Below are 24617 nucleotides of genomic sequence, written 5' to 3'. Positions count from 1 at the left end.
AGGCTGAGGTCATGGTGCGGCAGATGTCGGCGGGGAACAGGACGAGCCCCGCTCCTTCCCCGTCCGTTTCACCGTCCGTCGGGGCAAAGGGCCCCCTGCCCGGCCTCGACATCGTGGTGGTCAACTGGAACACGGGCGCGTACCTGCGCAACTGCCTGCTCTCCCTCGTGGCCTCCCGGCACGCGGCCTTCACGCTGGACTCGGTGACCGTGGTGGACAACGCGTCCAGCGACGGATCCGCCGACCGGACCGCCGACTTGCCGCTCCCCCTGCACGTCATTCACAACGCCGAGAATCACGGATTCGCCACCGCGTGCAACCAGGGCGCCAAAGAGGGGACGGCACCCTTCGTGCTGTTCCTCAACCCGGACACGACGCTGTTTCCGGAGACACTGGACCGGGTCCTCGGTTTCCTGGCCCTCCCCGAGGCGGCGCGCGTGGGTATCTGCGGGGGACAGATGATCAGTGACGACGGGAGGCTCCAGCCGTCGTGCTCCCGGTTTCCCCGACTGTCGATGTTCCTGGCGAAGGCCACGGGTGTCGCCCAACTGCTCCCCTCCCTCGCCCCGAGACAGTGGATCTCGGTCGACGAGCTCAGGGAAAGCCAACCGGTGGACCATGTGATCGGCGCCTTCTTCCTCATGCGGCGGCCGTTGTTCGAGGACCTGGGAGGCTTCGACGAACGCTTCTTCCTCTATTACGAGGAGATCGAGCTCGCATACCGGGCCAGAAGAGCGGGGTTTCTCAGCTATTACCTCGCGGATGCCCCCGTGATCCACAAGGGCAATGTGAGTTCGTCACAGGTCCTGGGCCCCCGCCTCTTCCACGTCCTGCGCAGCAGGACGGAATTCGCCCGACTGTACTGGCCGCGCCGGCGGACTCTGGCCCTGACGGCCATGACGCTTCTCATTGAATTCCCTTGCCGGATCGCGCTCGCCCTGGCAAGGAGAAGGGGACATGAACTCCGCGCCGTCGTAGCGGCATTCCGGTGGTACGCGCAATACGTGGTCACCGTGTTGCGGCAGAACTACAGTCGCCGGCCGGAAACGTCGAGGAGACGACATGTGCACTAGCGGATGCATCGAATTTGCACGATCTCACCCGAGCCGGGCGGATATTTCCGGTCAGTCGGTACTGGAAGTCGGTTCGTGTGACGTCAATGGCACCATCCGGCGAATTGCGGAATCGCTGGGTCCGGCTGTTGAACGATTCGGCACCGAATCGTTCGGCGTCGTCGTGACCACCGAGATGCTTGAACACGTCCGCGACTGGCGAGCCGTCATCCACAACCTCAAAAGCGTGCTGCGTACTCGGCTGTACGACATCGCAGAGCTCGTTCCGCGACGCTGGCGGACGCGATCACGAGCAGGGGCCTGAGCCGGGCCAAGTCCGTTGCATGCCGGTGGCTTCCCCTCGCTCTGCAACGCGCTGCCCGACAGGGGTTCGACTCGCTGGCCTCGGGTGTCGGAGTCAGACCTGGCCGGTGACAGCTCGTGCCCGACCCCGTCCCTTGTCCTCCGGCAGTCCGTCCAGCAGTCGCCCCAACGGCTGCAGGGTTCGGTTCCAGTCCAACCGCCGTGCCTGGTCGTACGCCTTGTCGCTGACCGTCCGCCACTTCTCCTCGTCGCTCAGTGCCTCGACCACGGAGACGAAATCATCCTCGGAATAGGGCACCGACCCCTGCAGTAGGTCGAGGTTGCGCCGCCAGCCGGGGACCAGGACGGGCAGACCGTACGCCAGGTAGTGCAGGTGCTTGGCCGAGAAGCCTTCCTCGCGGATGGGGTCCCGGGTGCAGGTGATCAGCCCGAACTGGTAGTCGCGCAGGATCTCGGCGGTCGCGTAGCCGCGGTAGTTGAGTCCCAGGGACGGGTCGGGCGGCGGTCCGCCGTAGACGTCGATGTGCGGATACAGCCGGGTCAGCCGGGAGAGCAGGGGAAGGTTGATGAATTGCCCGGCGAGCGAGCCGAGGTAGGCCACGCGTGGCGGTCCGGCGAAGCGCGCGCGTTCGGGTGACGGTGTGCACCCCCAGTTGAGCTGGAGGAAGTTGTTCCCGCTGAGCCCGTATTGAGCCTGCGCGTACCGGCCGTACGTCTCCCAGGAGAACGACAGGTACTCCATGCTTTCGAGGAAGTCCTTCTCCCAGTGACGGAACTTCCGGTGTTGGCGGGCGGTGAGCCTGCCCTCGTTGAGCACTTCGTCGGCCCAGGGGTTGGGACAGTCGTAGAGGGTCTGGGCGGACGTGGCCGTCTTCAGCACTCCCGCGTCATAGGGGGTTTCACAGATGACGAGGTCGAAGTCGTCCAGCGCGAGATCGCGGCTGAGGATGCGTCGGCGCAGCCGGTGGTCCGTCAGCAGGACGTGGCGCGAGAGGTGACGGCGCCCGAACCCCCATCGCCGGGTGAGCAGTTTGGAGGCGACGTCGTTCGCGTAGAGCATCAGCTTCAGGGGACGCGGGGATCCCGGGAGCAGTCGGCCGAGGGAGCCCGGGGTCCTGGACGCCCGCGCCAGGCAGTAGGTGTCCGCCATGTGTACGTCATGACCGTGGTCCCGCAGATACCGCTCGATGGCCAGGGGTTTGACGCTGTTGGCGTACCCGTCGAGCTGAGCCACGATCAGGACGCGCCGGGGGCCGGCGTCGCCACGCCCCCGCGAGGTCGTTGCGGTCATGATGTCTCCTTCCTCAGGCGGGCGTGCGGTGCGCCCGGGTGCGGTGACTGCTGACGAGTTCGCGGCCGATGAGCAGCCAGGCGAGGGTCAGGCCCGCGGCCACCGGCAGGCCGGCCAGCAGCAGCGGCAGCGCGCCGTGCCATCCCAGCCGCAGAACCAGCAGGTCCCCGACGACGGCTGTGGTCACGGCCAGCGCGGTGGCCGGCACCCACCGTCTCGGCAGGCGCTGTTCGCGCAGGCCGGCCAGTCGTCGGCACAGGACGACGAAGTACAGGGAGCCGGCCACGAGCCCGAGCGAGGTGGCCAGGACGACGCCGACGACCCCGAACGCGATGGTCAGCGGCACTGTGAGGACGAGGTTCACAGCTGTCGTACACCAGGAGTAGCGCGTCTCCAGTCCGGGGCGGCCGATGGCCCGGACGAGGCAGGTGCGCATCCCGGTGAAGGCCACCTGCACCACGTATCCGGCCAGCAGGACGGCGGCCACCGCTCCGCTGAGCGCCAACTCGGGGCCCAGCCACACCTGTACCGCCAGGCTCACCGCCGCGGTCGTCGCCGCCCCGTAGATCAGCACGGCCGGCAGCCAGCGGAACTGCAGGGTGTGGAACTCCCGCACCGCGCCGGGGAGTCCGTGGCCCACGTAGACGTGGGTCATCCTGGTCAGGATCGGGGGGAACGCGTACAGCGGCAGGCTGCGCAGAGCGGTGGCCGCCTGGTAGCCGGCGGCGAAGATCCCGACGTAGCGCACCGGCAGCAGCGCGGCGATCACCACGGCGTCGACCTCTCCGTTGAGGAAGACGGTGAACCCCGCCAGTTGCATCCGGGAGGCGTAGCCGGTGAACTCGCGGCGCTCCTCCCGCAGCGGCAGCAGGGGGCGCCGGATGCGGATGTGCCGTTTCCCGACCGCCAGACCGCCGACCGTGGTGAGGAGATACCGGCCCGCGGTGAGCAGGGCGAGCAGCGTGAGGTCGGTGCCGTTGTCGATCATCGTCACCACGGCCGCGCCGTAGACCAGACAGGACCCGCCGCTGACGGCCGCGAGGCTCGCGAAGCGGGCGTTGGCCTGCAGCAGCGCGATGGCGGAGTTGGCGGCCAGGGCGAGGGTGAGCAGGGGGCCGAGGGCCATCAGCAGGTGGTGGGCCTCTTCCCTCAGATGCGGCGCTATGTCGAGCGACGAGACGAGGACGGGGGCGAGGAGCGCGCCAAGCCCGGTGACGAGCCCGCCGAGTGCGACGAAGACCGCGAGCGAGCCGACGACCAGCCGGCCGCTGCCGTCCTTGTCGCCGCGGGCTCCGTGGTAGGCGTGAAAGCGGGCCAGCGAGGCGCCGATGCCGCCGTCCAGCACGGAGAGTGTGGCCAGGAACACCAGGATCAGTGACCACACGCCGAAGCGGTCGAGCCCCAGGTGGTGGATCAGGTAGGGCGTGAGTGCCAGGTTGGTGAGCAGGGGGGCGATCTGTGCCAGCGCGCTGAAGCCCATGCCCGGGAAGAGGCGCCGTGCCGGTGCGCCGGGCGTGGTGCCGTGCGGGTCGGCCGGTCCGGTCCGCCCGGCTGTCTCCGGTGCGGCCGCTGGACGGAAAGGTCGCAGCGCCTGACGGCTGAGGCGCACGGGCCCGCCTCACTTTCCGGTGCCGGGCGGATGGCCGGTCGTCATGCTCCGGCAGAGCGTGCGCAGCCCGCTCCGGTCGAGGATCAGCACGTACTGCCGGTCGATCAGGTCCGACCGGACGATCGGTGCGGTGGCGAAGGAGACATCCGCGGCGTTCAGATGGCGCAGGCCGAGCACCAGGCCGCGCAGGTCGGCGTTGGAGAACTGGTCGTCCACGCTGGCCGCGTGGGTGAGGGCGTCGAGCGTTCGGGGAATCCTCAGAGGACTGGTGGCGCTGGCGCGGATCTCACCGACGAGGCTGCGCAGGTACTGCTGTTGGCGCTTGATCCGGTCCAGTTCACCGCCGGGGAGTCCGTGGCGCTGACGGACGTAGGCGAGCGCCTCGGTGCCGTTCATGGTGTGGGTGCCCGCGGTGAAGTGCCGCCGCTGCTCCGGGTCGTACGCATCCTCGTGGACCATGATCCGCACACCCCCGACCGCGTCGGTGAGCGACCGGAAGCCGTGCCAGTCGATGACGGCGAAGTGGTCGATCCGCACGGCGGTGAGCTGTTCGACCGTCTGGACGAGGAGGGCCGGGCCGCCCCAGGAGAACGCGGCGTTGATCTTCGCGTGGCCGTGCCCGGGGACGGGCACCCAGCTGTCGCGGGGGATCGACACCGCGGATGCCGTGCGGTCGTCGGGACCGAGATGGACCAGCATCAGCGTGTCGCTGCGCTGGGCGCCGTACTTCCACAGCGCGGCTGTCGCGTCCTTCCCGGTGGTCGGGGTCTTCGAGCGGCTGTCGACGCCGGCCAGCAGGAAGGTCGTTCCCTCGGTCTTCTCGGGTCGCGGACCCTCGGGGAAGGCATGGGGTATCCGGGCGACCTGGTCGCCGTAGTGATCGGTGGCCCACCACAGGCCGCCGGCGCCGAACCCCAGGAGAACGAGGAGGATGACGAGCCCGAGGACCAGCACTCTGGCCAGGAGCCGGCGGCGGTGCCGGACGCTCTGTCGCGGCTCCCAGCCCGGCCACTCGCGGTGCGCGGACATCAGAAGCCGTCCGGGTACGGGTCGGCCAGTCCGGCGTGCCGCTGATCGGCGGACGGGAGCGCCGGGAAGCCCGGGAGCAGGTCGGCGAGGATCCGGCGGACCCCGACGGTGTCGTTGCGCTCGGAGACGTCGTACAGGGCGGGGAGCAGGCTGATCGGCGCTGCCGAGGCGGTGACAGGGGTCGCGGCGAGGATGCGTGCGTGCGAGGTGCGGGCGAGGCGCTCCTGCTCCGCGAAGAGCGTCTCGTTGAGTTTCTCGCCGGGGCGCAGGCCGGTGAAGCGGATGTCCACGTCGGGCACGTGCACGGCGCGGGCGTACTCGCGGACCAGGTCGACGATCCGCACGGGGCGGCCCATGTCGAGGACCAGCACCTCGCCGCCCCGTGCCATGCGCCCCGCTTCCAGGACCAGCCCGACCGCCTCCTCGACGGTCATGAAGAACCGGGTCGCGTCCGGATGGGTGACGGTCACCTGGGCGCCCGAGCCGACCTGCTCCGCCAGGACCGACAGCAGCGAGCCGCGGCTGCCGAGTACGTTGCCGAACCGGACGGCACTGAACACGGTGCCGGGCGGGGCGTCCAGCTGGGCCTGCTGCACGATGAGCTCCGCCAGCCGCTTGGTGGCACCGAGTACGGACACCGGGTCGGCGGCCTTGTCGGTGGAGATCAGCACGAACCGGCTGGTGCCGGCCGCCGCCGCGGCACGGACCAGGTTCTCGGTGCCGCGGACGTTCGTCTTCACGGCTTCGCACGGGTGCAGTTCGAGAAGCGGCAGGTGCTTGTGGGCGGCCGCGTGGAAGACGACGTCCGGACGCAGTTCGCGGAAGATCTGGTCGATCCGGGAGCGGTCCCGGATGTCCGAGATCACCACGTCGTCGACGTGCAGGGAGTCGCCGTAGAGCCCCAGTTCGAGCTGGTGCAGGTTCGATTCGTCGTGGTCGAGCAGGAACAGACGGCGCGGGCCGAAGGCGCGCACCTGACGGCACAGTTCGCTGCCGATCGAGCCGCCGGCGCCGGTCACCAGGACCCGGCGGCCGGCGACCGTGGCGCCCGCTTCGGGGCTCACCACATGCATCTCGGCGCGCCCGATCAGCGCGTGCACGTCCATCGCCCGCATGTCGCTGCCCACCACGTCGCGTCGGAGGGCGGCGATGAAGGACGGCAGGTAGCGCACGCACGTCCCCGCGGCCTCCGCGGCTCGCGTCACGCGGCGGAAGCGGTCCGCGGCGAGGCCGGGGATGGCCACGACCACCGCTTCGACCCGGTGGGCGGAGACGACCGGCCCGGTGTCGTCGAGCCCTCCGAGTACGGGCAGGTCACCGATGACGCGGGCCTTGCGCTTGACCTCGTCGTCGTCCAGGAAGCCCACGGGGTCGAGCCCGAACTGTGGGGTGTGCGCGAGATCCCGGGCGAGCGCCTGCCCGGCTTCCCCGGCGCCTATGACGAGCGTGCGCAGTCCGGTGGGCCGCCGCGTCGGCGGGGCGGGATGTCGCGCACCCGAGTGCCGTAGATCGGAGTGCCGTGGACCGGAGTCCGGTCGGGGCGGCCCCGCTTGGCCGGCGCCGTCCATCAGCGTGGCCGTGCTTAGGGCGGACGACGTGCGCTTCGCGACGGACCCGAGCCGGGTCAGCTCCTCGCAGACGCGGTCGACGGCCTGCTCGGTGAGGTCCGGGTAGAGGGGCAGGGACAGCAGCTGGGGGAAGAGCGCGTCGGCGCCGGGCAGGCCGCTCGGCGGGATGAGCGCGGTGCGCCGGAAGTACGGCATGTGGTGCAGCGGGATGAAGTGGACCGAGGTGCCGATGCCGCGCTCGGCGAGCCGCGAGATCAGTTCGTCACGGTCGGTCCCGTGCTCCGGCAGGACACGCACCACGTAGAGGTGGCGGGCGTGGCGCCCCGCGGTGGCGGGCTCCAGCGGGGCGAGCCCGGGCAGTTGGCCGAGGGCCGCGTCGTAGCGCGCGGCCAGGGCGTGTCGACGCCGCTGCCACTCATCGAGGTACCGGAGCTGAGCCCGCCCGACGGCGGCCTGTACGTCGGTCATGTTCGCCTTGAGGCCGGCCTCGTCGACGGTGTACCGCCAGCTGCCGCCCGGCAGGTCGCGCGCCCAGGCGTCGGCGGACATGCCGTGCAGCCGGCCACGGCGGACCAGCCCGGCGAGTGCGGCGTCGTCGGTGGTGACCATGCCGCCCTCGCCGATGGGCAGGTTCTTGGTGGCGTAGAAGCTGAAACAGGTCGCTCTCGACAGGCTTCCCACCCGCCGGTCGCCCACGGAGGTGCCGAGCGCGTGCGCGGCGTCCTCGATGACGTGCGTCAGGGGCAGCCGCGCCGCCCGAGCCAGTTCGGCCACCGGTGCCGGGGCGCCGGCGTAGTGCAGGACCATCATCGCCCGGGGGCATCCGCAGGCCCTGGCAGCGTGGGCCACGGTGGCCGCGGTGGGGATCGCGGTGCGTGGATCGACGTCGACCAGTACGGGCCGCAGTCCGGCGTGCAGGACCGCCTGGGCCGCACCGCAGAAGGTCACGGCCGGGATCAGCACGGTCCCGCCGGGGGGCAGCCGCAGTGCGCGCAGCGCCAGTTCGAGCGCCGCCGCGCACGAACTCACCCCGACCGCGTGCTCGGCCCCGACATATCCCGCGAACTCGTTCTCGAAGCGCTCCGTCTCGGGGCCGGTGGTGACCCACCCCGAGGCGAACACCCGCGCTGCCGCTCCGCGCGCCTCCGGGCTGATCCGGGTCACGGCGAAGGGCACGTCCTTCGCGTCCGCGCGGCCCGCGGGGAGGGCGTCGGCGCTGGACACGGCGTTCAGGGCGGGCCGGGGGCGGTCGACGGGTTCCCGCCGGGGTCGGAGGCGATGGACTGTCATTTCTCGCTCCGGTGTGGGCTCGCTCGGGGGGACGACGGGGGGACGACGCTGCCGTGGCTCCGGTGTTTCGGCGTTCCGATGTCGTATATTTACGCCGTATACTTACACATTGAGCCCGCTCCCGTATAAAGTCAACACGGGACAACCCGGACATGGCGCGAGCCGACCTCTGGAGGCGGGCATGGCCAAGGAAGAGGCGAAAGAGCGGGCCAGGGGCACCGGATCGACCCCGGCACGCCGCGCCAGCGACCGTGGCCGTTACGGGCGACTTAGCCGGGAACGCGTCCTGGCCAGCGCCCTCGCACTGGTCGACCGGGAGGGCCTGTCGGCGCTGAGCATGCGCAAGCTCGGCGCCGAGCTGGGCGTGGAGGCGATGGCGCTCTACCGGTACGCCGAAGGCAAGGACGGCCTGCTGGACGGCCTGGTCGAGGCCCTCTACCTCGAACTCGAGGAGCGGCTGGCCGCCGAGCCGGGTCCGGGCGACGGGCGGCCCGCCTGGCGCGGCGGACTCCACCGCATCGCCAGGGCGACCTACGACGTCTGCCTCACCCACCCCCAGGCAGTCCCGCTGCTCACCACGCGCATGCTGGCGGTCCCCCTCGCCCAGCGCCCCCTCGCCGTCCTCAAGGATCACGAGCGCGTACTCGCACTCCTCCGCGACGCCGGCCTGGACGAGACCCGCACCTGCGCCGCGTTCCGCGCCTTCACCGCGTGGCTCCTCGGCTACGTCTCCACGGAACTGCGGCCCATGGTGGACAACGCCGACGAGCCCGACCCCGCCTTCCGCCTCGGACTGCACCGCATGCCACCCCAAGAACTGCCCACCCTCAGGGAAATCGCCCCCGCACTCGCCACCCAGGGCGGACCCGAGGGCCTCGCAGTCGGCCTCGACGCACTGCTCGACCGCTTCACCGAATCGGACTGAGCCCGGTCACCGCGCAGATCACCCATGACCAGCCGTACCTGGCGTAGGCGAAGAGCTTGACGACCGTCGTCCCGAAACGCCGTCCCGAGACGCCGTCCCAAAACGAAGAAGGGCCCCGCGGGCTCTCGCCCGCGAAGACCCTTCGCGTTGTCGGGACGACAGGATTTGAACCTGCGACCCCTTGACCCCCAGTCAAGTGCGCTACCAAGCTGCGCCACGTCCCGATGCGGTCTGACCTGGGGTTTCCCCTGGCCGAACGCGCAAGGAAACAATACCGCACTCGGCTCGGTGGTCGCGCATCCGTTTCTCCGGACGGGCAGGACCTCAGTCCGCGGCCGGCATCCCCAGCCCGGGGTGGGCGTCGAGGAGGCTCGGCGGGGCTGCCTGGCGCCAGGAGTCGGCGAGGATGTCCCGCAGCTCACCCTCGTCCTCCAGAGCGGACAGCCGGGCCCGCACCCAGGCGAACTGTGCCTCGTGGTCGGCGATCCAGAACTTGCGCGGCTCGGCCAGCACCAGTTCGTCGCGCTCCTCCTTGGGGCAGCGCACGGCGATGGAGGTCTCGTCCTCGGGCAGCGTGGCGAACATCTTCCCCGCGACCCGGAACGTGGGCATGTTCCAGGCGATCTTCTCCGTCGTGTCCGGCAGGGACAGGGCGATACGGCGTACGTCTTCGGCGTCCGGCATGACAGGCACCGTAGCCAATGGCACTGACAATCACCTGGTGAGAGCGTTTTTTGCCGGTTCTCCCGCTGCCGCCTCCGGTTCTACGCGGTCGCCTCCGCCTCCTCCTCCACGCCCGTCTCCCGCTCGTCCGAGCCCGCGCCCACCCGCTTGTAGTAGAGCGTCGTGGGCCGCAGCACCCCGGACGGGTCCGCCGCGTAGTCGGGGATCACCCCGGCCCGGGTCCAGCCGGTCGAGCGGTAGAGGCGTTCGGCGGGGCTGTCGGTCTCGGTGTCCAGGTGGAGGAGGGTGATGCCGGCCTCGGCGGCCGCCCGCTCGGCGGTGGTCAGGAGGGCGCGCCCGAGGCCCTGCCCGCGCGCGTCCCGGTGCACCATCAGCTTGACCAGTTCGGCGCGATGGCGGCTGTTGGGTTTGTCGGGGAAGGAGAGGCTGACGGTGCCGACGGTCCGGCCCTCGACACGCGCCGTCCACACGGCGAGCTCTCCGGCGGTCACCGCGGCGGCACGCTCCTTCCACCAGGCGACGGCCCGCGCGCGGTCGAGCGGTGCGAGGAACCCGATCGAGGCGCCCGAGTCGACCGTGTCGATCAGCAGGTCGGCCAACTCCTCCACGTTCGCCGTCAGTCGGGCCTCGTCCATCGGCGTCGCGATCACGGCCGCACCACCGCCAGCACATAGCGCGCCTCTTCCTCGCCCGCGCACCGGAAGCGCGTCGGGCCCCACACCCGCATCCGCAGACAGTCGCCGCTGCCGAGGTGGTGCTCGACATCCTGTGCCGTCACGGCGAGCGCCCCGGCCAGCACCCAGATGTGCTGTTCCAGACCGGGTACGGGCGGCCGGTCGTAGGCGAGGTCGGCGCCCGCGGCGAGCCTGCCCTCCACCAGTTCACCGCGCAGCCCCGGATGCGGCGGCGACACCGACCGCCGTACGAACCCGGAGGCCCGGTCCTCCCACACCTGCTGGTCGGCACCCCGCACCAGCAGGGCCGGCTCGTCCTCGACCTCGCTGAGCAGCTGGGACATGGTCCGTCCGTAGACATGGCACAGCCGGTTCAGGAGTGCGGCGGTGGGGCTGATCTCGGCCCGCTCGGCCCGGGACAGGGTGGACTTGCTGATCCCGCTGCGCTCCGCCAACTCGCCCAGGGACCAGCCGTGTTCGGCCCGGAGTTCGGCGAGTCGGACACCGAGGCGGGTGTCGACGGGGTCGGGGGCGGCTGCCGGAGGGCCCTCTCCAAGGTCCTGTTTCATGTGCGGGACGTTATCCCAGAAATGAAACAGCCGGGTTACAGGGCCCTCCGGATCACATCCGGGCCACTTCCTCCAGCGCGTCCAGCACCGGGCGGATCAGCGGATGCCCCTCCGCTCCCCGGCGGACCGCCGCGAAGACCCGGCGGGTGGGGGCGACGCCGTCGACGGGGCGGACGACCACCCCCGCGAGGTCCATGCCGCGCAGCGCGGTGCGGGGCACGAGGGCCACACCCGCGCCGGCGGAGGCCAGCGCCACCACGGCGCGGAAGTCGTCCGAGGAGTGCTCCAGACGGGGCTGGAATCCGGCGCTCTCGCAGGCCAGGACCACCACGTCATGGCAGGGGTTGCCGGGGTAGGGGCCGATCCACGGGTCCTTGGCCAGCTCCCCCAGGGGCACCACGCCCGCGTCGGCCAGCCGGTGGCTCACGGGGACGACCGCGTCGAAGGGCTCGGCGTACAGCGGGACGTGTGCCAGGCGCGGGTCGTCGGCGGGCGGGGCGCCGCGGTACTCGACGGCTACGGCCACATCCACCTGCCGGTCCAGGACCATCGGCAGGCTGGCGTCGCCCTCGGCGTCCTGGACGCGGATGCGAATGCCGGGTGCCGACCGGGCGAGGCTCGTCACGGCGGGGGCGACGACCAGGGCGATGCCGGTGGCGAAGGAGGCTACGGTGACCGTGCCGGCGGCACCGGAGCCGTAGGCGGCGAGTTCCGCCTCGGCCCGCTCCAGCTGGGCCAGGACCGCGTTGGTGTGGCTGAGCAGGATCTCGCCGGCCGGGGTCAGCCGTACGCCCTTGGCGCCGCGCTCGACCAGACGGTGGCCGGTCTCCTGCTCCAGGGCGGTGAGCTGCTGGGAGACCGCGGACGGGGTGAGGTAGAGCGCGGCGGCAGCCGCCGTCACCGTGCGGTGGTCGGCCACCGCACGGAGGATGTGGAGCCGCCGCGCTTCGATCATGGGATCGATTATCGCAATATGTCCGGGACGGCCCGGTCAGGCCTCCAGTTCCGCCCGGGCCGCCACGAAGGCGTCCACGGCGCGGTCGACGTCGTCCGTGGAGTGTGCGGCCGACAGCTGGACGCGGATCCGGGCCTGTCCCTGCGGCACCACCGGGTACGAGAAGCCGATGACGTACACGCCCCGCTCCAGCAGCAGCTCCGCCAGCCGGGCCGCCTTCGCCGCGTCGCCGATCATCACGGGCGCGATGGCGTGATCGCCGGGGAGGATCTCGAAGCCCTCCTCGGTCATACGACGACGGAACAGGGCGGTGTTCTCCGCGAGCCGTACCCGCAGGTCGTCCGCCGACTCCAGCAGGTCCAGCACCTTCAGGGAGGCCGCGGCGATCACCGGGGCGAGGGTGTTGGAGAAGAGGTACGGCCGGGAGCGCTGGCGCAGCAGGGCGACGACCTCGGCGCGGGCGGCGACGTATCCGCCGGAGGCTCCGCCGAGCGCCTTGCCGAGAGTGCCGGTGATGATGTCGACGCGGTCCATCACGCCGTGCAGTTCGGGGGTGCCGCGGCCGCCGGGGCCGACGAAGCCGACGGCGTGGGAGTCGTCGACCATGACCATGGCGTCGTAGCGGTCGGCGAGGTCGCAGATCTCGTCCAGGGGGGCCACGTAGCCGTCCATGGAGAAGACGCCGTCGGTGACGATCAGCCGGCGCCGGGCGTCGGCGGCGTCCTTCAACTGCCGTTCCAGGTCGGCCATGTCACGGTTGGCGTACCGGAGGCGGCGGGCCTTGGACAGCCGGATGCCGTCGATGATCGACGCGTGGTTCAGCGCGTCGGAGATCACGGCGTCCTCGGGGCCGAGAAGGGTCTCGAAGACGCCGCCGTTGGCGTCGAAGCAGGAGGAGTACAGGATCGTGTCCTCCTGACCGAGGAACGCCGAGAGCCGGGCCTCCAGTTCCTTGTGCACCTCCTGCGTGCCGCAGATGAAGCGGACGGAGGCCATGCCGTAGCCCCAGCGGTCCAGGGCCGCGTGGGCGGCGGCGATCACCTCGGGGTGGTCGGCGAGGCCGAGGTAGTTGTTGGCGCAGAAGTTGAGCACCTCACCGGGACGGCCGCCGGCGGAGACGGTGACGGTCGCGGACTGCGGGGTGTCGATCACCCGCTCGGGCTTGTGCAGACCGGCGGCGCGGATCTCGTCGAGGGTGGTGCGGAGGTCGTCGCGCACGGAGTCGAACATCGTCAGTTCCCTACATTCCCTGGGTCAGTTGGTCCGTGGGTCAGTTGGTCCATGGGTCAGTTGGTCCAGTCGAGGATGACCTTGCCGCCGCGACCGCTCGCCGCGTCGGCGAACGCCGCCTCGAAGTCGCGGTGGCCGTAGCGGCCGGTGATCACGGGCGCGAGGTCGAGGCCGCCCTCCAGGAGCACCGACATCGCGTACCAGGTCTCGAACATCTCGCGGCCGTAGATGCCCTTGATGGTGATCATCGAGGTGACGATCCGCGACCAGTCGACCGGGAACTCCTCGGCGGGCAGGCCGAGCATGGCGATCCGGCCGCCGTGGGTCATGTTGGCGATCATGTCGCGCATCGCGGCGGGGTGGCCGGACATCTCCAGGCCGACGTCGAAGCCCTCGCGCAGGCCGAGGGAACGCTGCCCCTCGGCGATGGTCGACTCCGCTACGTTCAGGGCGAGACTGACGCCGATCTTGCGGGCGAGGTCCAGACGCTCCTCGCTCACATCCGTGATCACGACATTGCGTGCGCCGGCGTGCCTGGCCACCGCGGCCGCCATCAGGCCGATCGGTCCGGCACCGGTGATCAGCACGTCCTCGCCGACCAGCGGGAAGGACAGCGCGGTGTGCACCGCGTTGCCGAACGGGTCGAAGATGGCGGCGACGTCGAGGTCGACGGGGACCCGGTGCACCCAGACGTTGGCGGCGGGCAGCGCCACGTACTCGGCGAACGCCCCGTCCCGGCCGACCCCGAGCCCGACCGTGGCCCGGCACAGGTGACGGCGCCCGGCGAGGCAGTTGCGGCACTTGCCGCACACCAGATGGCCCTCCCCGCTGACCCGGTCGCCCACGGCGATGTCGGCGACGTCACGGCCTGTCTCCACGACCTCGCCGACGAACTCGTGCCCGAGGACGAGCGGCGTGCGGATGGTCTGCCGCGCCCAGCCGTCCCAGGACCGGATGTGCAGATCGGTCCCGCAGATGCCGGTGCGCAACACCTTGATCAGTACGTCGCCGGGGCCGACGGCCGGCTCCGGGACGTCCGCGAGCCACAGCCCGGGCTCCGCCTTCTCCTTGACCAGCGCCTTCAACGCAACGGCTCCTGTGCGTGGGTTCCCGGGCGCGGGCATGCCGAGAGAGCCCGCCATCGGGAAGAGGGGTGGAATCGCGTAGCAATCTGCCGTACGGAAGCACCCGCGGTCCATCGAGGTTTTCTTAAGCGGCGCCGCAGATCTGCTTCACGTCCGCCCGTCCTCGACGTACGCGGCCACCACAGGATGGTCGTAACAGGACACACAACTTCCGACAGGCGGCGAGAATCGAGCATGGACACGCCCCTTCGGCCGACTGACCTGGAGCCGCTCATGACCACCGCACGGGACCTCGCGATCGTCGCCCTGGACGCGGCAGCCGGCCGTTCCGTGGAGCAGGGCGATCTGTCGCTCGCGCTCGCCGGAGCCGAGGTGCTGGACCTCATGGAGGCCGGGGCCGTCGTCCTGGAGGGCGACCGCATCCGCCCCGGCACCCCGTCGCCCACCGGTGACCACCTGCTGGACGAGGCCGCCGCGGCACTCGTACGACAGGAGCCGTACGAGTCGGTCGAGGATTGGCTGTGGCGTCGGGGCCGCGGGCTCTCCTCTGCCTACGCGGACGACTTCGAGCGGGTGGGGCTGACGGCCCGGCCACGGGGCCGCCTGATTCCCCTGCGGGCCGGGCGGACGGTACCGGTCGACTCGGCCGCGCGGCGTCAGGCCGAGGACCGCTGGGCCGCGGGCGAGCCGGTCCTCGCCGCCCTGGCTGCCGCCGCCGGCCTCGGCGAGAAGCCGACCGAGGAGCCAACCGAAGGACCGACCGAAGGACCGGCGGAAGAACCGGCCGAGGAATCGGCCGAGGAATCGGAGGCCCTCGCCGGTGGCACGGCCGCGACAGTGCTGGCCGCGGTCGGCGACGCGGTGCTGGAACTGGAGGGCGTACGGCAGCGGCGGACGATCGAGAACGCCGCGTTCGACAACATCTGGCGCGGCTTCTGACGGCGCGGGCGTCGGTGCGTAGCCGCTGGGCGAGCCGCTCGGCATACGGCTCGGCGATCCGCTCGCCGTAGCGCAGGGCGATCCGCTCGACACGCGGCTCGGCGAGCCCCTCGCCCCGCCGTCACAGCACCGGCAGCCCGTCGGCCTCCCGTCGCTCCAGCCGGGCCACGAGTTCCGCCGCGGACGCCTTGATGGTCTCCAGGCCGGGCCTCCCCCACGTCCGTGGTTCGGCGTCGGCTACGCACACCGTGCCCAGGACCATGCCCGTGGAGTCGATGAGCGGGGCGCCCAGGTAGGACCGGATGCCGAACTCGTCCACGATCGGGTTGCCCGCGAACCGCGGATAGTCCCGGACGTCCTCCAGCACCAACGCCTTGCGCCGCGCGACCACATGGGGGCAGAACCCATGGTCCCGCTCCAGATGGCGGCCCAGCCGCGGTGCGCTCTTCCCGGAGTCCGTGAGCGGGTTGACGTCCGGGACACACAGGCCCGCGAAGAACTGCCGGTGCTCGCCGATGAAGGTCACCATGGCGTACGGCGCCCCGGCGGACTCGGCGAGCCGGGCCGCGAAGACGTCGAGGGCGGGCTCCGGATGCTCTCCGAGACCGAGCAGGCCGAGCCGCCGGGCTCGGGCGGGGGCCTCCTTGTCCTCGGGGGTGAGCAGCAGACGACCGGCCGGGCGGGGCAGGTCGTAGTTCATGGGCGGGCTCCGTCGCTGTGGACGAAGGTCATATGCGGCTCCGTGGCGGGGTGTGCGGGTGTCACATGTGGGCGCCGTGGCTCGGCGCAGGCTCCGGACTGTGGGCGATGAGGTGCCGTACGAGGGTGAGCAGGGTCTGGACGCCGGAGCTGGAGATCCGGGCGTCGCAGCGGACGACGGGGATCTCCGGGGCGAGGTCGATGGCGGCGCGGACCTCCTCCGGGTCGTAGCGGTGCGAGCCGTCGAACTCGTTGATCGCGACGATGAAGCCGAGACCGCGCTGTTCGAAGAAGTCGACGGCGGCGAAGCAGTCCTCCAGACGCCGGGTGTCGGCGAGGATGACCGCTCCGAGGGCGCCCTCGGAGAGCTCGTCCCACATGAACCAGAACCGCTCCTGTCCGGGGGTGCCGAACAGGTACAGCACATGTTCCTGGTCCAGGGTGATGCGACCGAAGTCCATGGCCACGGTCGTCTCGACCTTGTTCTCGACCCCGTCGAGACTGTCGGTCGCGGCGCTGACCGTGGTGAGCAGTTCCTCCGTGCTGAGGGGCTGGATCTCGCTGACCGCGCCCACGAAGGTCGTCTTGCCTACCCCGAACCCTCCCGCCACCAGGATCTTCAGTGCGGTGGGGAAGGGGTCAGAGCTGTCGTCGTAGTCCATCGAGCACTGCCTCCAGAAGGGCCCGGTCTGTCGGGTTGTGGGTGAACTCCGGGGGCTTGGTGGTCAGCGCCCCGCAGTCGACGAGGTCCGACAGCAGCACCTTGGTGACCACCGCCGGCAGCTTCAGTTGGGCGGCCACCTCGGCGACCGAGACGGGTGCGCGGCACAGGTCGAGCGCCTGTGCGTGCTCGGGGCCGAGGTAGCCGAGAGGGGTGGATCCGGTGGCCATCACGTGCGACAGGAGGTCGAGCGCGACGGACGGCCGGGTGCGGCCGTTGCTGACCGTGAAGGGCCGCACCAGCCGTCCGGCCGCGTCGTCGAGCCAGGGCCCGTCGCCGGCCGCCGCCACCCTCAAGGCCTCATCGCCGTGGGTTCCGCGGCGTGCTGCCGGGGGGCGGTCACCAGATAGGGGCGGACGCTCTTGACCAGCATGGCCATCTCGTACCCGAGCACCGCCGCGTCGGCCTCCCGGCCGGCCAGGACGGCGAGACAGGTGCCGGAGCCCGCCGTGGTCACGAACAGCAGGGTCGAGTCGAGTTCTACGACGACCTGGCGGACGTCCCCGCCGTCGCCGAAGCGGACGCCCGCGCTGCGGCCCAGGGAGTAGAGACCGGAGGCCAGGGCGGCCATGTGGTCGGCGCTGTCGGTGTCGAGGCCGTGCACCGACTTCACGAGCCCGTCGGAGGTGAGGAGGACCGCACTGGTCGTGTGCGGTACGCGCTGCACGAGGCCGCTCATCAGCCAGTCGAGATCGGATACATGGCCGGTCGGCGCTTCGCTCGCCATGGTGGATCGACTCCTTGAGGTACGAAGGTCTGCGGGAGCGCTGGGGGGTGGGGTGGACGCGGGGGTGGTCATCCGGCGGGTGCGCTCCCGTCGTGCCGGGTGGTGTGGTCGAGATCGAAACGGGGCACGGCACCGCTGTCCCGTTCGCCGCGCGCCTCGGGTATGCGCGTCCGGTCGATCGGGTGTACGTCGGCGGGAAGGCCGATGGGCAGATCGACATGGCGTACGCCCATGAGGTGGCGCGATTCTGTGTGCGTGGCCTCTGTATGCGTGACCTCTGTATGCGTGGGGTCCGTGTGCGTGCCCCCTGTGTGCACGGAAGCCGCGTGCGCGCCCTCCGGCTGCCCGGAACTCTCCATCGCGCGGGGCTCCATGTGGCCGAACCCCATGTGGCCAGTCTCCGTGAAGGCCAGCCCCGTAGGACCCGGCGACCCCAGCTGGTCCGCTCCCGTGGGTGGCGCCGGCTCGCCGGACGTCGCCTCCAGGTGCTGTTGGGTCTCGGCCAGGCCGACGCCGCGCTGGAAGGCCGCCATCAGGCCCGGGTCGTGCCCGGCGAGATACTCGCTCTCCGGTCTCGGCGCCGGGGCGTCGCGCAGTTGCGGGACGATGTGCTCCTGGGCCCGCCGCCGGGGCAGTTGGGGCTTGCCCATGGTGCCGCGCACGGTTCCGGCGCGCGGGGTGGGCGGCGCGGCCGTGTGCTCGGCGACGCGGTGCCGGTCGTCGGGCCGGATGCCGGGCGGGGCGGCCGCCGGGGTGGGCCGCGCCTCCCGGGCGCCGCGCACGGGCAGCGGGGCCGGAGCACCGCCGTCGACCGCACCGCTCCCGCCGTTCGCCGACGCCGGCACCATCCGTACGGTGGGCCGCTCCTCGGGAAACCCGGCCTGCTGGGACCGCGCCGCGGCGGACCCCGTGGCGGACGGTGCGCCTCCTGGCGTCGTGCCGCCCGGAGATGTCACGCCCGGAGATGTCACGCCCGGCGATGTCACGCCGGGCGGTGCCGTGCGCGCCGATGACGGCCGCGACGGTGCCGTGGGCGGCGGGGCAGGCGGAGCGATCGGCGCGGTCCGGTGCCCCGCTTCGGCCCCGGGCCGCGCCTGCCGCTGTCCCGGTGCGGCTCCGGGTCCCGCCGTGCCGGGGACGGAGGTCGGCGGCTGCGGTACGGCTCCGGGGGCGCCCGGCACGGATCCCAGCAGCGCCTGCGGCACCACCAGGACGGCCTGGACGCCGCCGTAGATGTTGGTCTGGAGCCGGACGTGGATGCCGTGCCGCTTGGCGAGCTGCGAGACGACGAACAGGCCGATGCGGCCGTCGGCGAGCAGGCTGGCGACGTTGACCTGGTCGGGGTCGGCGAGCAGGGCGTTCATCCGGGCCTGTTCGCCGACGGGCATGCCGAGCCCGCGGTCCTCGACCTCGACGGCGAGGCCCGAGGTGACGAGGTTGGCGCGCAGCAGCACCTGGGTGTGCGGGGCGGAGAACACCGTGGCGTTCTCGACCAGTTCGGCCAGCAGGTGGATGACGTCGGCGACGGCGTGGCCGCGCAGTTCGCCGTCGACCGGCGGCACCAGCTTGACCCGGGAGTACTGCTCGACCTCGGCGATGGCCGAGCGCAGCACCTCGGTCATGGAGACCGGGTTGCTCCACTGCCGCCGGGAGACGGCGCCGCCGAGCACGGCGAGGTTCTCGGCGTGGCGGCGGATGCGGGTGGCGAGGTGGTCGACGTGGAACAGGCCCTTGAGGAGGTCGGGGTCCTCGATCTCGTTCTCGAGCTCGTCGAGGATGGAGATCTCCCGGTGCACCAGGGACTGCAGACGCCGGGCGAGGTTGAGGAAGACCTCCAGCTTCTGTTCGCTGCCGGCCTGGCTGGAGAGCTGGGTGGCCTGGACGACGGCGGTGACGGCCCCGTCGTGGGCGCGGGTCAGGTCCGCGGCGAGCAGTTCGAAGTCGTCGGCGTCCTCGGGCGGGCCGCCGCGCGGTGTGCGCTGGGGCGCGGCCTCGCCCCGGCGCAACGACTCGACGAGGGCGCGCAGATCGGCCTCACCGCGCGCGCTGACGCGGCGCAGGGCGCCGATCCGGTCGCTGACCGACCGGGCGGCGCGGTCGGCGGCCACGGCGGCGATCAGAATGCCCGCGCAGGTCACGCCGACCGCTCCGGCGAGCACGCACCACAGGGTGAGGCTGGGCCGGGCCCCGGTGGAGCGCACGGTGAACAGCACGGCGGCGCAGGCGCTGAGGGCGACGGCGACGGGCGGCAGCACGGCGAGCCGCAGCAGCTGGGGCCGTATGTGGGTCTCGGGCAGCGCGGGAACGGCTCGGGCGGCCGGCCGCCCGTGCCGCCCGCCCTCACGGCGGTCTGCGCGGGCGGCCGGTGCGCGGAGGTGAGACATCGGTGTCCTCGTCGTACGGGTCCGTCGGGCCTGTGTGTGCGTGCTGCGGGCACACGCATGCGGATGTCGGTCGGGAGAACCGACGTCCTCGGCCCTGCGTCGTCCGACGGACACTGACAGTAGTCGGCAACGCATCATGTGCGGTGGGCAGTTGACAAACTCGTACGGACACCGCCCCGCTCTGGTATGAGACCTCGTACGACAGACCGATAACCACGAACCCACGAGATCACGGAGCGACAGAGGAACGATCCCACCTGGTCAGAAGCGGTCACGGACAGGCGGCGAGGGCCGGGGAGCGCGATACGCCCCGACCCTCGCCGTTCGTGTGTTCTTCGACCTCCGCCGGTCGGCTGTCACTCTTTCGGGGCATTCGATCCTTCGACCGCACCGACCGAACTATCACTCTCCGTATGGGCTTTGGCCCCCGCCTATCGCTGCCCGGCGGTGTGGCCGAGGATCGCGGCCGCGAGCGGCTTGTGCACCGCGGGCGGCAGGGCGTGGCCCATTCCGGGGATCTCGACCAGGCGGGCGCCCGGGATCACCTGGACGAGGTGCTCCGGATGCGGGGGCGGGAAGACCGGTTCGGCGGGGGCGGAGATGACGAGGGTGGGCACCGCGGCCGTAGCGAGTCGCGCCGTGCGATCCAGGCCGGAGGCGTCGGCGCGGCCATGCGCGGTGCCGGCGTCGTGGTGTCCGGTGTGCTCGATGATCTTCCGCTCCAGAGCGCGGAAGTACTCGGCGTCGAAGGGGAGTTGGTCGCCTCCCAGGACGCGCCAGTGCTCGACCCGTCGTTCCACCTCCGCTTCCCGACCGAGGTCCGGCACGGGGCGGGACCACATCTCCCGCAGGCGGGGCGCGATGCCGGGAAGCCGTTCGGGCGGAATCCGGGTCCCGTCCGGACGGACGTACGGGACCTCGCTGAGGGCGCTCGTGCCGATCAGGGTCGCGCTGAGCAGCCGCTCGGGGTGATCGGCCACCAGGAGCTGCGTGAGCAGCCCGCCCATCGACATGCCCACCACGTGGGCGCGTTCGACACCGAGGCCGTCCAGCACGGCGAGGGCGTCCTCCGCGAGCGCGCCGAGGGGATACGGCCGTTGGTCGAACGCCCAGGTGGAGCGACCGGTGTCACGGTGGTCGTAGCGGATCACGCGGTGCCGGGCGGCGAGCAGGTCCACCAGCGCGTCCGGCCATCCCATGCCGGACGCCTGCGCTCCCATGATCAGCAGCAGCGGAGGGGCATCGGCGGCGCCACGGTCCTCCGTCCACAGACGTACACCGGGTGCTGCGTCGACAAAGCGTTCCACGGCTCTCCTTCGGGGGCGAGGCGAAGACCTACGACAAGACGAGACGTACCGTATCGCAGACATCGCGGACTGAGCGACAGGGAATCGAGGCGACCGGCAGACAGTACGTCCGCCGGCCCCCTCCTCGCCTCACTCCCCCGACCGGCGCCGGGCCGACTCGTCCGGAGCGGTCGCCTCCGGCGTCACACCTCGCCCGCGAGGTCGAGCTCGTCCCGGGGCTGGGCCGCCGCGGGCCCCGCCGCCGCGGGCCCCGTAGTCACAGTCGCCGTCGCCGCGGGTGCCGGCTTCTCGGGACGGCGCCACGGACGGTCGATCGGAGCGGAGACCCCGTTCCACCACCGGTCGGTGGGGAGCTCGCCCGCCGGCTCGAAGGGCTCGCCGGGACGGGGGGAGGCGACGGCCTGCCCCTCCTCCTCGGCGGCGTCCTTCGTCCACTCGCCGGGCTCGGCCCAGGCGTGGGTCGCCAGATTGAAGGTGCCCCAGTGGATCGGCAGCAGCACGCCGTGCGGCCTACCGTCCTGGAGGTCGAGGTGGGCGCGGACACCCTCCTCGGGTGTCATGTGGATGTCCGGCCAGAACTCGCTGTACGCGCCGATCTGGATCATCGTGACGTCGAACGGCCCGTGCTCGGCGCCGATGTCCTTGAAGCCCTCGAAGTACCCGGTGTCGCCGCTGTGGTAGATCCGGTGTGTGTCGCCGGCGACGACCCAGGAGGCCCAGAGGGTGTGCTGGGTGTTGCGCAGGCCGCGACCGCAGAAGTGGCGGGCCGGGGTGGCGGTCAGGGTGAGGCCGCCGACCTTGGTGGTCTCGTTCCAGTCCAGCTCGCGCAGCCGGTCGGGGGAGACGCCCCAGTGCTCCAGATGGGCGCCGACACCCAGCGGCACCGCGAAGAGGGTGTCCGTGCCGGCCAGCGCCCTGATCGTGGGCAGGTCCAGGTGGTCGTAGTGGTCGTGCGAGATGACGACGACGTCCACGGGGCCGAGCGCGGTCAGCGGCACGGGCACCGGATGCAGCCGCTTGGGTCCGGCGAAGGCGAAGGGGGAGCAGCGCTCGCCCCAGACGGGGTCGAACAGCACCCGGTGGCCGTCGATCTCCGCGAGCACGCTGGAGTGACCCAGCCAGGTCACGCGCAACCCGGTCGCGGGCGGTTCGGCGATGTCGGCGAGCGTGGTCGCGTGCACGGGGATACCGCTCTGCGGGGCGCGGCGCCGCCGCTGCTCACGGTCGAAGAACTGCTTGGCGAAGTCCAGGGGCGAGGAGGGCCGGACCCTGGCCTCTCCCCCGGGGTTCTGGAAGACACCGTTCGCGAAGTGGGGCGATCTGCGGATACGCGCCATGCGCTCACCGCTCGGGTCCGCGCCGAAGGCCGCGGGCCGCAGCGCACGGAGCCCGGGGCTCGGGTTACGGAAACCGGACACTGTACCTCCAGGGTGGAGTCGGTGAGGCGTTCCATTATGGTCGCTCCCTCCGACACAAGTGTTACCCGCGGTGATCTATTCCGGACGCCCGTGTTTCGTGCGCCTGGACGCCTGCGTGACGCCTGGACACTGCGTTGACAGGACACGGCCATCCTTCGGATACTGACTCACCGTTCAGTTGAGGAGATCCATGACCAAGCCCGGGACCGCACCCCCGACGACGCCCCTGATATCGCTCACCTGGACGGACCACGTCACCGGCCGCCGGGGCTATCTGGTGGTCGACCGGCTGGTACGCGGTGTCTCCAGCGGCGGACTGCGGATGCGGGCGGGCTGCACCCTGGACGAGGTCGCCGGGCTGGCCCGCGGGATGACCATGAAAGAGGCCCTGCACTACCACCCCGAAAGCCGCTACATCCCGCTGGGCGGCGCCAAGGGCGGCATCGACTGCGACCCACGGGACCCGGGGGCGTACCCGCTCCTGGTCCGGTACCTGCGGGCGATGCGGCCGTACGTCGAGAGCTTCTGGACGACGGGTGAGGACCTGGGCCTCAGCCAGGACCTGGTGGACCGGGCCGTGGCCGAGGCGGGGCTGTTCTCCTCCGTCCAGGCGGTGTATCCGCTGCTCGACGACGAGGCGGCGGCCCGTCGGCGGCTGGCGGACGCGTTCGCGGTCGAGGTGGACGGGCTCGGCCTGGACGAACTGGTCGGGGGCTGTGGGGTCGCCGAGTCGGTGCTCACGGCCCTGGACCGGGCCGGGGTGCCGCATCCGGGCACCCGGGTCGCCGTGCAGGGGCTGGGCACCATGGGCGGGGCCACGGCCCGCTTCCTCACGCGCGCGGGACTCACGGTGGTGGCCGTCGCCGACATCAAGGGCACGATCGCCAACCCGGCGGGCCTCGACGTCGAGGCGCTGCTCGCGGCACGGGACGCCCACGGCACCGTCGACCGCGCCGCACTGCGCCCCGGCGACCTGGAGCTGCCCGGCGACGCCTGGCTGTCCGCCGAGGCCGAGGTGCTGGTGCCGGCGGCCGTCTCGTACGCCGTCGACACCGAGAACCAGGAGCGGATCACCGCGCGCTGGATCGTGGAGGCGGCCAACATGCCCGTACTGCCGGAGGCGGAGGCCCTGCTGTCCGCGCGCGGGGTGAGCGTGCTGCCGGACGTGGTCGTCAACTCCGGGACGAACGCCTGGTGGTGGTGGACGCTGTTCGGCGACATAGGCCCCGACGCGGAGGAGGCGTTCGGGCACACGCGACGCTCGATGCGCGCCCTGGTGGAGCTGATGCTCCTCCGCGCCGAGACCGAGGGCACGACACCGAGGGCCGCGGCGCATGCCATCGCCGCGGACCGGCTTCCGGTGATCGCCGAACGGTACGGCTGGTACCGCTGACCGTCGTCCCGCCACCGCCCCACCGTTGTCCTGGCCCGTCCTGCCGCCGTCCCACCGCACGACGGACGAGACGGATTAGGGTGACGGCGTGGCGAGAGTGCGGTTGAGCGTGGCGGAGCGGCGCGAGGAGTTGTTGCGGGCCGCCATCGGACAGATCGAGGCGCGGGGCGTGGCGGCCGTCAGAATCGCCGACGTGGCCTCGGCGCTCGGCGTGAGCAACGCGCTGGTGCTCTACTACTTCTCCACCAAGGAGAAGCTGGTCGCCGCCGCGTTCACCCACGCGGCCGAGGAAGACCTCGCCCATCTGCGCAAACTGCTCGCCCGCAGGACGACCGCGCTGCGCCGACTGCGGTCGGCGGTGCGCTGGTACGCCCCCACCGGTCAGGCCAAGGGCTGGCGGCTGTGGATCGAGGGCTGGGCGGCGGCGCTGCGCGAACCGGCGTTGCAGGAGGTCACGCGGGACCTGGACAAGGAGTGGAAGGCGGCGCTGGCCGAGGTGATCGCCGAGGGCGTGGCCGCGGGTGAGTTCCACTGCCCGGATCCCGGCGGTACGGCCCTGCGCCTGACGGCCCTGCTGGACGGGCTGGCCGTGCAGCTGACCTCCTACCCCGGCGCGCTGTCCCGGACCCGGGCACAGGAGTGGGTGGACGAGGCGCTCGCCCGGGAACTGGGACTGGCACGCGAGGCGTTGACGACGTAGGACGGCACGGGACCGGGTGCCGACCGACGACCGGCCGGGCACCC

23 protein-coding genes and 1 tRNA gene are annotated in these 24617 nt (G+C 71.6%); 6 read left to right on the top strand and 18 right to left on the bottom strand.

Annotation, left to right across the window (positions count from 1 at the left end; all coding sequences use genetic code 11):
* The first annotated feature begins 11 nt into the window (after window positions 1-11).
* Together K4B79_RS34845 and K4B79_RS34840 are read left to right on the top strand one after the other, a co-directional pair.
* Window positions 12-1073: a glycosyltransferase family 2 protein gene (locus K4B79_RS34845; protein ID WP_308280568.1), complete on the top strand. Its 1062-nt coding sequence runs from the start codon at window positions 12-14 to the stop codon at window positions 1071-1073.
* Window positions 1063-1377: a hypothetical protein gene (locus K4B79_RS34840; RefSeq protein ID WP_232031360.1), complete on the top strand. Its 315-nt coding sequence runs from the start codon at window positions 1063-1065 to the stop codon at window positions 1375-1377. The genes K4B79_RS34845 and K4B79_RS34840 overlap by 11 nt, the downstream gene beginning before the upstream one ends.
* A 93-nt stretch (window positions 1378-1470) precedes the next feature.
* Here the strand turns inward: K4B79_RS34840 and K4B79_RS34835 are convergent, their stop codons facing one another.
* The 4 genes from K4B79_RS34835 to K4B79_RS34820 are packed head-to-tail and all read right to left on the bottom strand — an operon-like array spanning window position 1471 to window position 8163.
* Complete coding sequence (locus K4B79_RS34835; RefSeq protein WP_232031359.1) at window positions 1471-2667, bottom strand: glycosyltransferase; 1197 nt, start codon at window positions 2665-2667, stop codon at window positions 1471-1473.
* Between the two features lie 13 nt (window positions 2668-2680).
* Window positions 2681-4276 (bottom strand): lipopolysaccharide biosynthesis protein, encoded by a 1596-nt coding sequence (locus K4B79_RS34830; protein ID WP_232031358.1) that lies wholly within the window; start codon window positions 4274-4276, stop codon window positions 2681-2683.
* Window positions 4277-4285: 9 nt separating this feature from the next.
* Window positions 4286-5305, bottom strand: a complete 1020-nt coding sequence (locus tag K4B79_RS34825) for an LCP family protein (RefSeq protein WP_232031357.1) — start codon at window positions 5303-5305, stop codon at window positions 4286-4288.
* Window positions 5305-8163: a DegT/DnrJ/EryC1/StrS family aminotransferase gene (locus K4B79_RS34820; RefSeq protein WP_232031356.1), complete on the bottom strand. Its 2859-nt coding sequence runs from the start codon at window positions 8161-8163 to the stop codon at window positions 5305-5307. The genes K4B79_RS34825 and K4B79_RS34820 overlap by 1 nt, the downstream gene beginning before the upstream one ends.
* Window positions 8164-8344: 181 nt before the next feature.
* Between K4B79_RS34820 and K4B79_RS34815 the strand changes: the two genes are divergently transcribed.
* Complete coding sequence (locus tag K4B79_RS34815) at window positions 8345-9088, top strand: TetR/AcrR family transcriptional regulator (protein ID WP_232031355.1); 744 nt, start codon at window positions 8345-8347, stop codon at window positions 9086-9088.
* A gap of 150 nt (window positions 9089-9238) precedes the next feature.
* Here K4B79_RS34815 and K4B79_RS34810 read toward each other — a convergent pair.
* From K4B79_RS34810 to tdh, 7 genes are all read right to left on the bottom strand, one after another.
* Window positions 9239-9312: transfer RNA gene (locus K4B79_RS34810), tRNA-Pro, on the bottom strand.
* Window positions 9313-9412: 100 nt separating this feature from the next.
* Entirely contained in the window at window positions 9413-9772 is a 360-nt protein-coding gene (locus K4B79_RS34805) for an MmcQ/YjbR family DNA-binding protein (protein ID WP_232031354.1), read from the bottom strand.
* 80 nt (window positions 9773-9852) lie between these two features.
* Complete coding sequence (locus tag K4B79_RS34800; protein WP_232031530.1) at window positions 9853-10407, bottom strand: GNAT family N-acetyltransferase; 555 nt, start codon at window positions 10405-10407, stop codon at window positions 9853-9855.
* Window positions 10408-10418: 11 nt separating this feature from the next.
* Window positions 10419-11015 carry a helix-turn-helix domain-containing protein gene (locus K4B79_RS34795; RefSeq protein WP_232031353.1) on the bottom strand — a complete coding sequence of 199 codons (597 nt, stop codon included), beginning with the start codon at window positions 11013-11015 and terminating at the stop codon, window positions 10419-10421.
* A gap of 52 nt (window positions 11016-11067) precedes the next feature.
* Entirely contained in the window at window positions 11068-11970 is a 903-nt protein-coding gene (locus tag K4B79_RS34790) for a LysR family transcriptional regulator (protein ID WP_232031352.1), read from the bottom strand.
* Window positions 11971-12006: 36 nt separating this feature from the next.
* Window positions 12007-13200 carry a glycine C-acetyltransferase gene (locus K4B79_RS34785; RefSeq protein ID WP_232031351.1) on the bottom strand — a complete coding sequence of 398 codons (1194 nt, stop codon included), beginning with the start codon at window positions 13198-13200 and terminating at the stop codon, window positions 12007-12009.
* Between the two features lie 56 nt (window positions 13201-13256).
* Window positions 13257-14285 carry an L-threonine 3-dehydrogenase gene (tdh, locus tag K4B79_RS34780; RefSeq protein ID WP_232031350.1) on the bottom strand — a complete coding sequence of 343 codons (1029 nt, stop codon included), beginning with the start codon at window positions 14283-14285 and terminating at the stop codon, window positions 13257-13259.
* Between the two features lie 273 nt (window positions 14286-14558).
* Here tdh and K4B79_RS34775 point away from each other — a divergent pair, with 273 nt between their 5' ends.
* The gene (locus K4B79_RS34775; RefSeq protein WP_232031349.1) at window positions 14559-15224 is read left to right on the top strand and encodes a GOLPH3/VPS74 family protein; all 666 of its coding nucleotides are present in this window, start codon (window positions 14559-14561) and stop codon (window positions 15222-15224) included.
* 121 nt (window positions 15225-15345) lie between these two features.
* Here K4B79_RS34775 and K4B79_RS34770 read toward each other — a convergent pair whose 3' ends face one another.
* From K4B79_RS34770 to K4B79_RS34740, 7 genes are all read right to left on the bottom strand, one after another.
* Window positions 15346-15924, bottom strand: a complete 579-nt coding sequence (locus K4B79_RS34770) for a GAF domain-containing protein (protein ID WP_232031348.1) — start codon at window positions 15922-15924, stop codon at window positions 15346-15348.
* Between the two features lie 61 nt (window positions 15925-15985).
* Window positions 15986-16585, bottom strand: a complete 600-nt coding sequence (locus K4B79_RS34765; RefSeq protein ID WP_232031347.1) for a GTP-binding protein — start codon at window positions 16583-16585, stop codon at window positions 15986-15988.
* Window positions 16563-16934, bottom strand: a complete 372-nt coding sequence (locus K4B79_RS34760; protein WP_232031346.1) for a DUF742 domain-containing protein — start codon at window positions 16932-16934, stop codon at window positions 16563-16565. Before K4B79_RS34760 ends, K4B79_RS34765 begins: the two co-directional genes overlap by 23 nt.
* Before the next feature lie 2 nt (window positions 16935-16936).
* The gene (locus K4B79_RS34755) at window positions 16937-17371 is read right to left on the bottom strand and encodes a roadblock/LC7 domain-containing protein (protein WP_232031345.1); all 435 of its coding nucleotides are present in this window, start codon (window positions 17369-17371) and stop codon (window positions 16937-16939) included.
* Window positions 17372-17439: 68 nt separating this feature from the next.
* A complete protein-coding gene (locus K4B79_RS34750; RefSeq protein WP_232031344.1) occupies window positions 17440-19755 on the bottom strand; it encodes a sensor histidine kinase in 2316 nt (771 codons plus the stop codon).
* Window positions 19756-20186: 431 nt separating this feature from the next.
* Window positions 20187-21062 (bottom strand): alpha/beta fold hydrolase, encoded by an 876-nt coding sequence (locus K4B79_RS34745; protein ID WP_232031343.1) that lies wholly within the window; start codon window positions 21060-21062, stop codon window positions 20187-20189.
* A 182-nt stretch (window positions 21063-21244) separates the two neighbouring features.
* On the bottom strand, window positions 21245-22480 hold the full coding sequence (locus K4B79_RS34740; protein WP_232031342.1) for an MBL fold metallo-hydrolase: 1236 nt from the start codon (window positions 22478-22480) through the stop codon (window positions 21245-21247).
* A 190-nt stretch (window positions 22481-22670) separates the two neighbouring features.
* Here K4B79_RS34740 and K4B79_RS34735 point away from each other — a divergent pair, with 190 nt between their 5' ends.
* Entirely contained in the window at window positions 22671-23873 is a 1203-nt protein-coding gene (locus K4B79_RS34735; protein WP_232031341.1) for a Glu/Leu/Phe/Val dehydrogenase dimerization domain-containing protein, read from the top strand.
* An 88-nt stretch (window positions 23874-23961) separates the two neighbouring features.
* The gene (locus K4B79_RS34730) at window positions 23962-24573 is read left to right on the top strand and encodes a TetR/AcrR family transcriptional regulator (RefSeq protein ID WP_232031340.1); all 612 of its coding nucleotides are present in this window, start codon (window positions 23962-23964) and stop codon (window positions 24571-24573) included.
* Window positions 24574-24617 lie beyond the last annotated feature (44 nt).

Source organism: Streptomyces lincolnensis, from assembly GCF_021173675.1.
Lineage (GTDB): Bacteria > Actinomycetota > Actinomycetes > Streptomycetales > Streptomycetaceae > Streptomyces > Streptomyces lincolnensis_B.
Note: the sequence above shows the minus strand (reverse complement) of the source record. Positions and strands in the feature narration are given on the sequence as shown.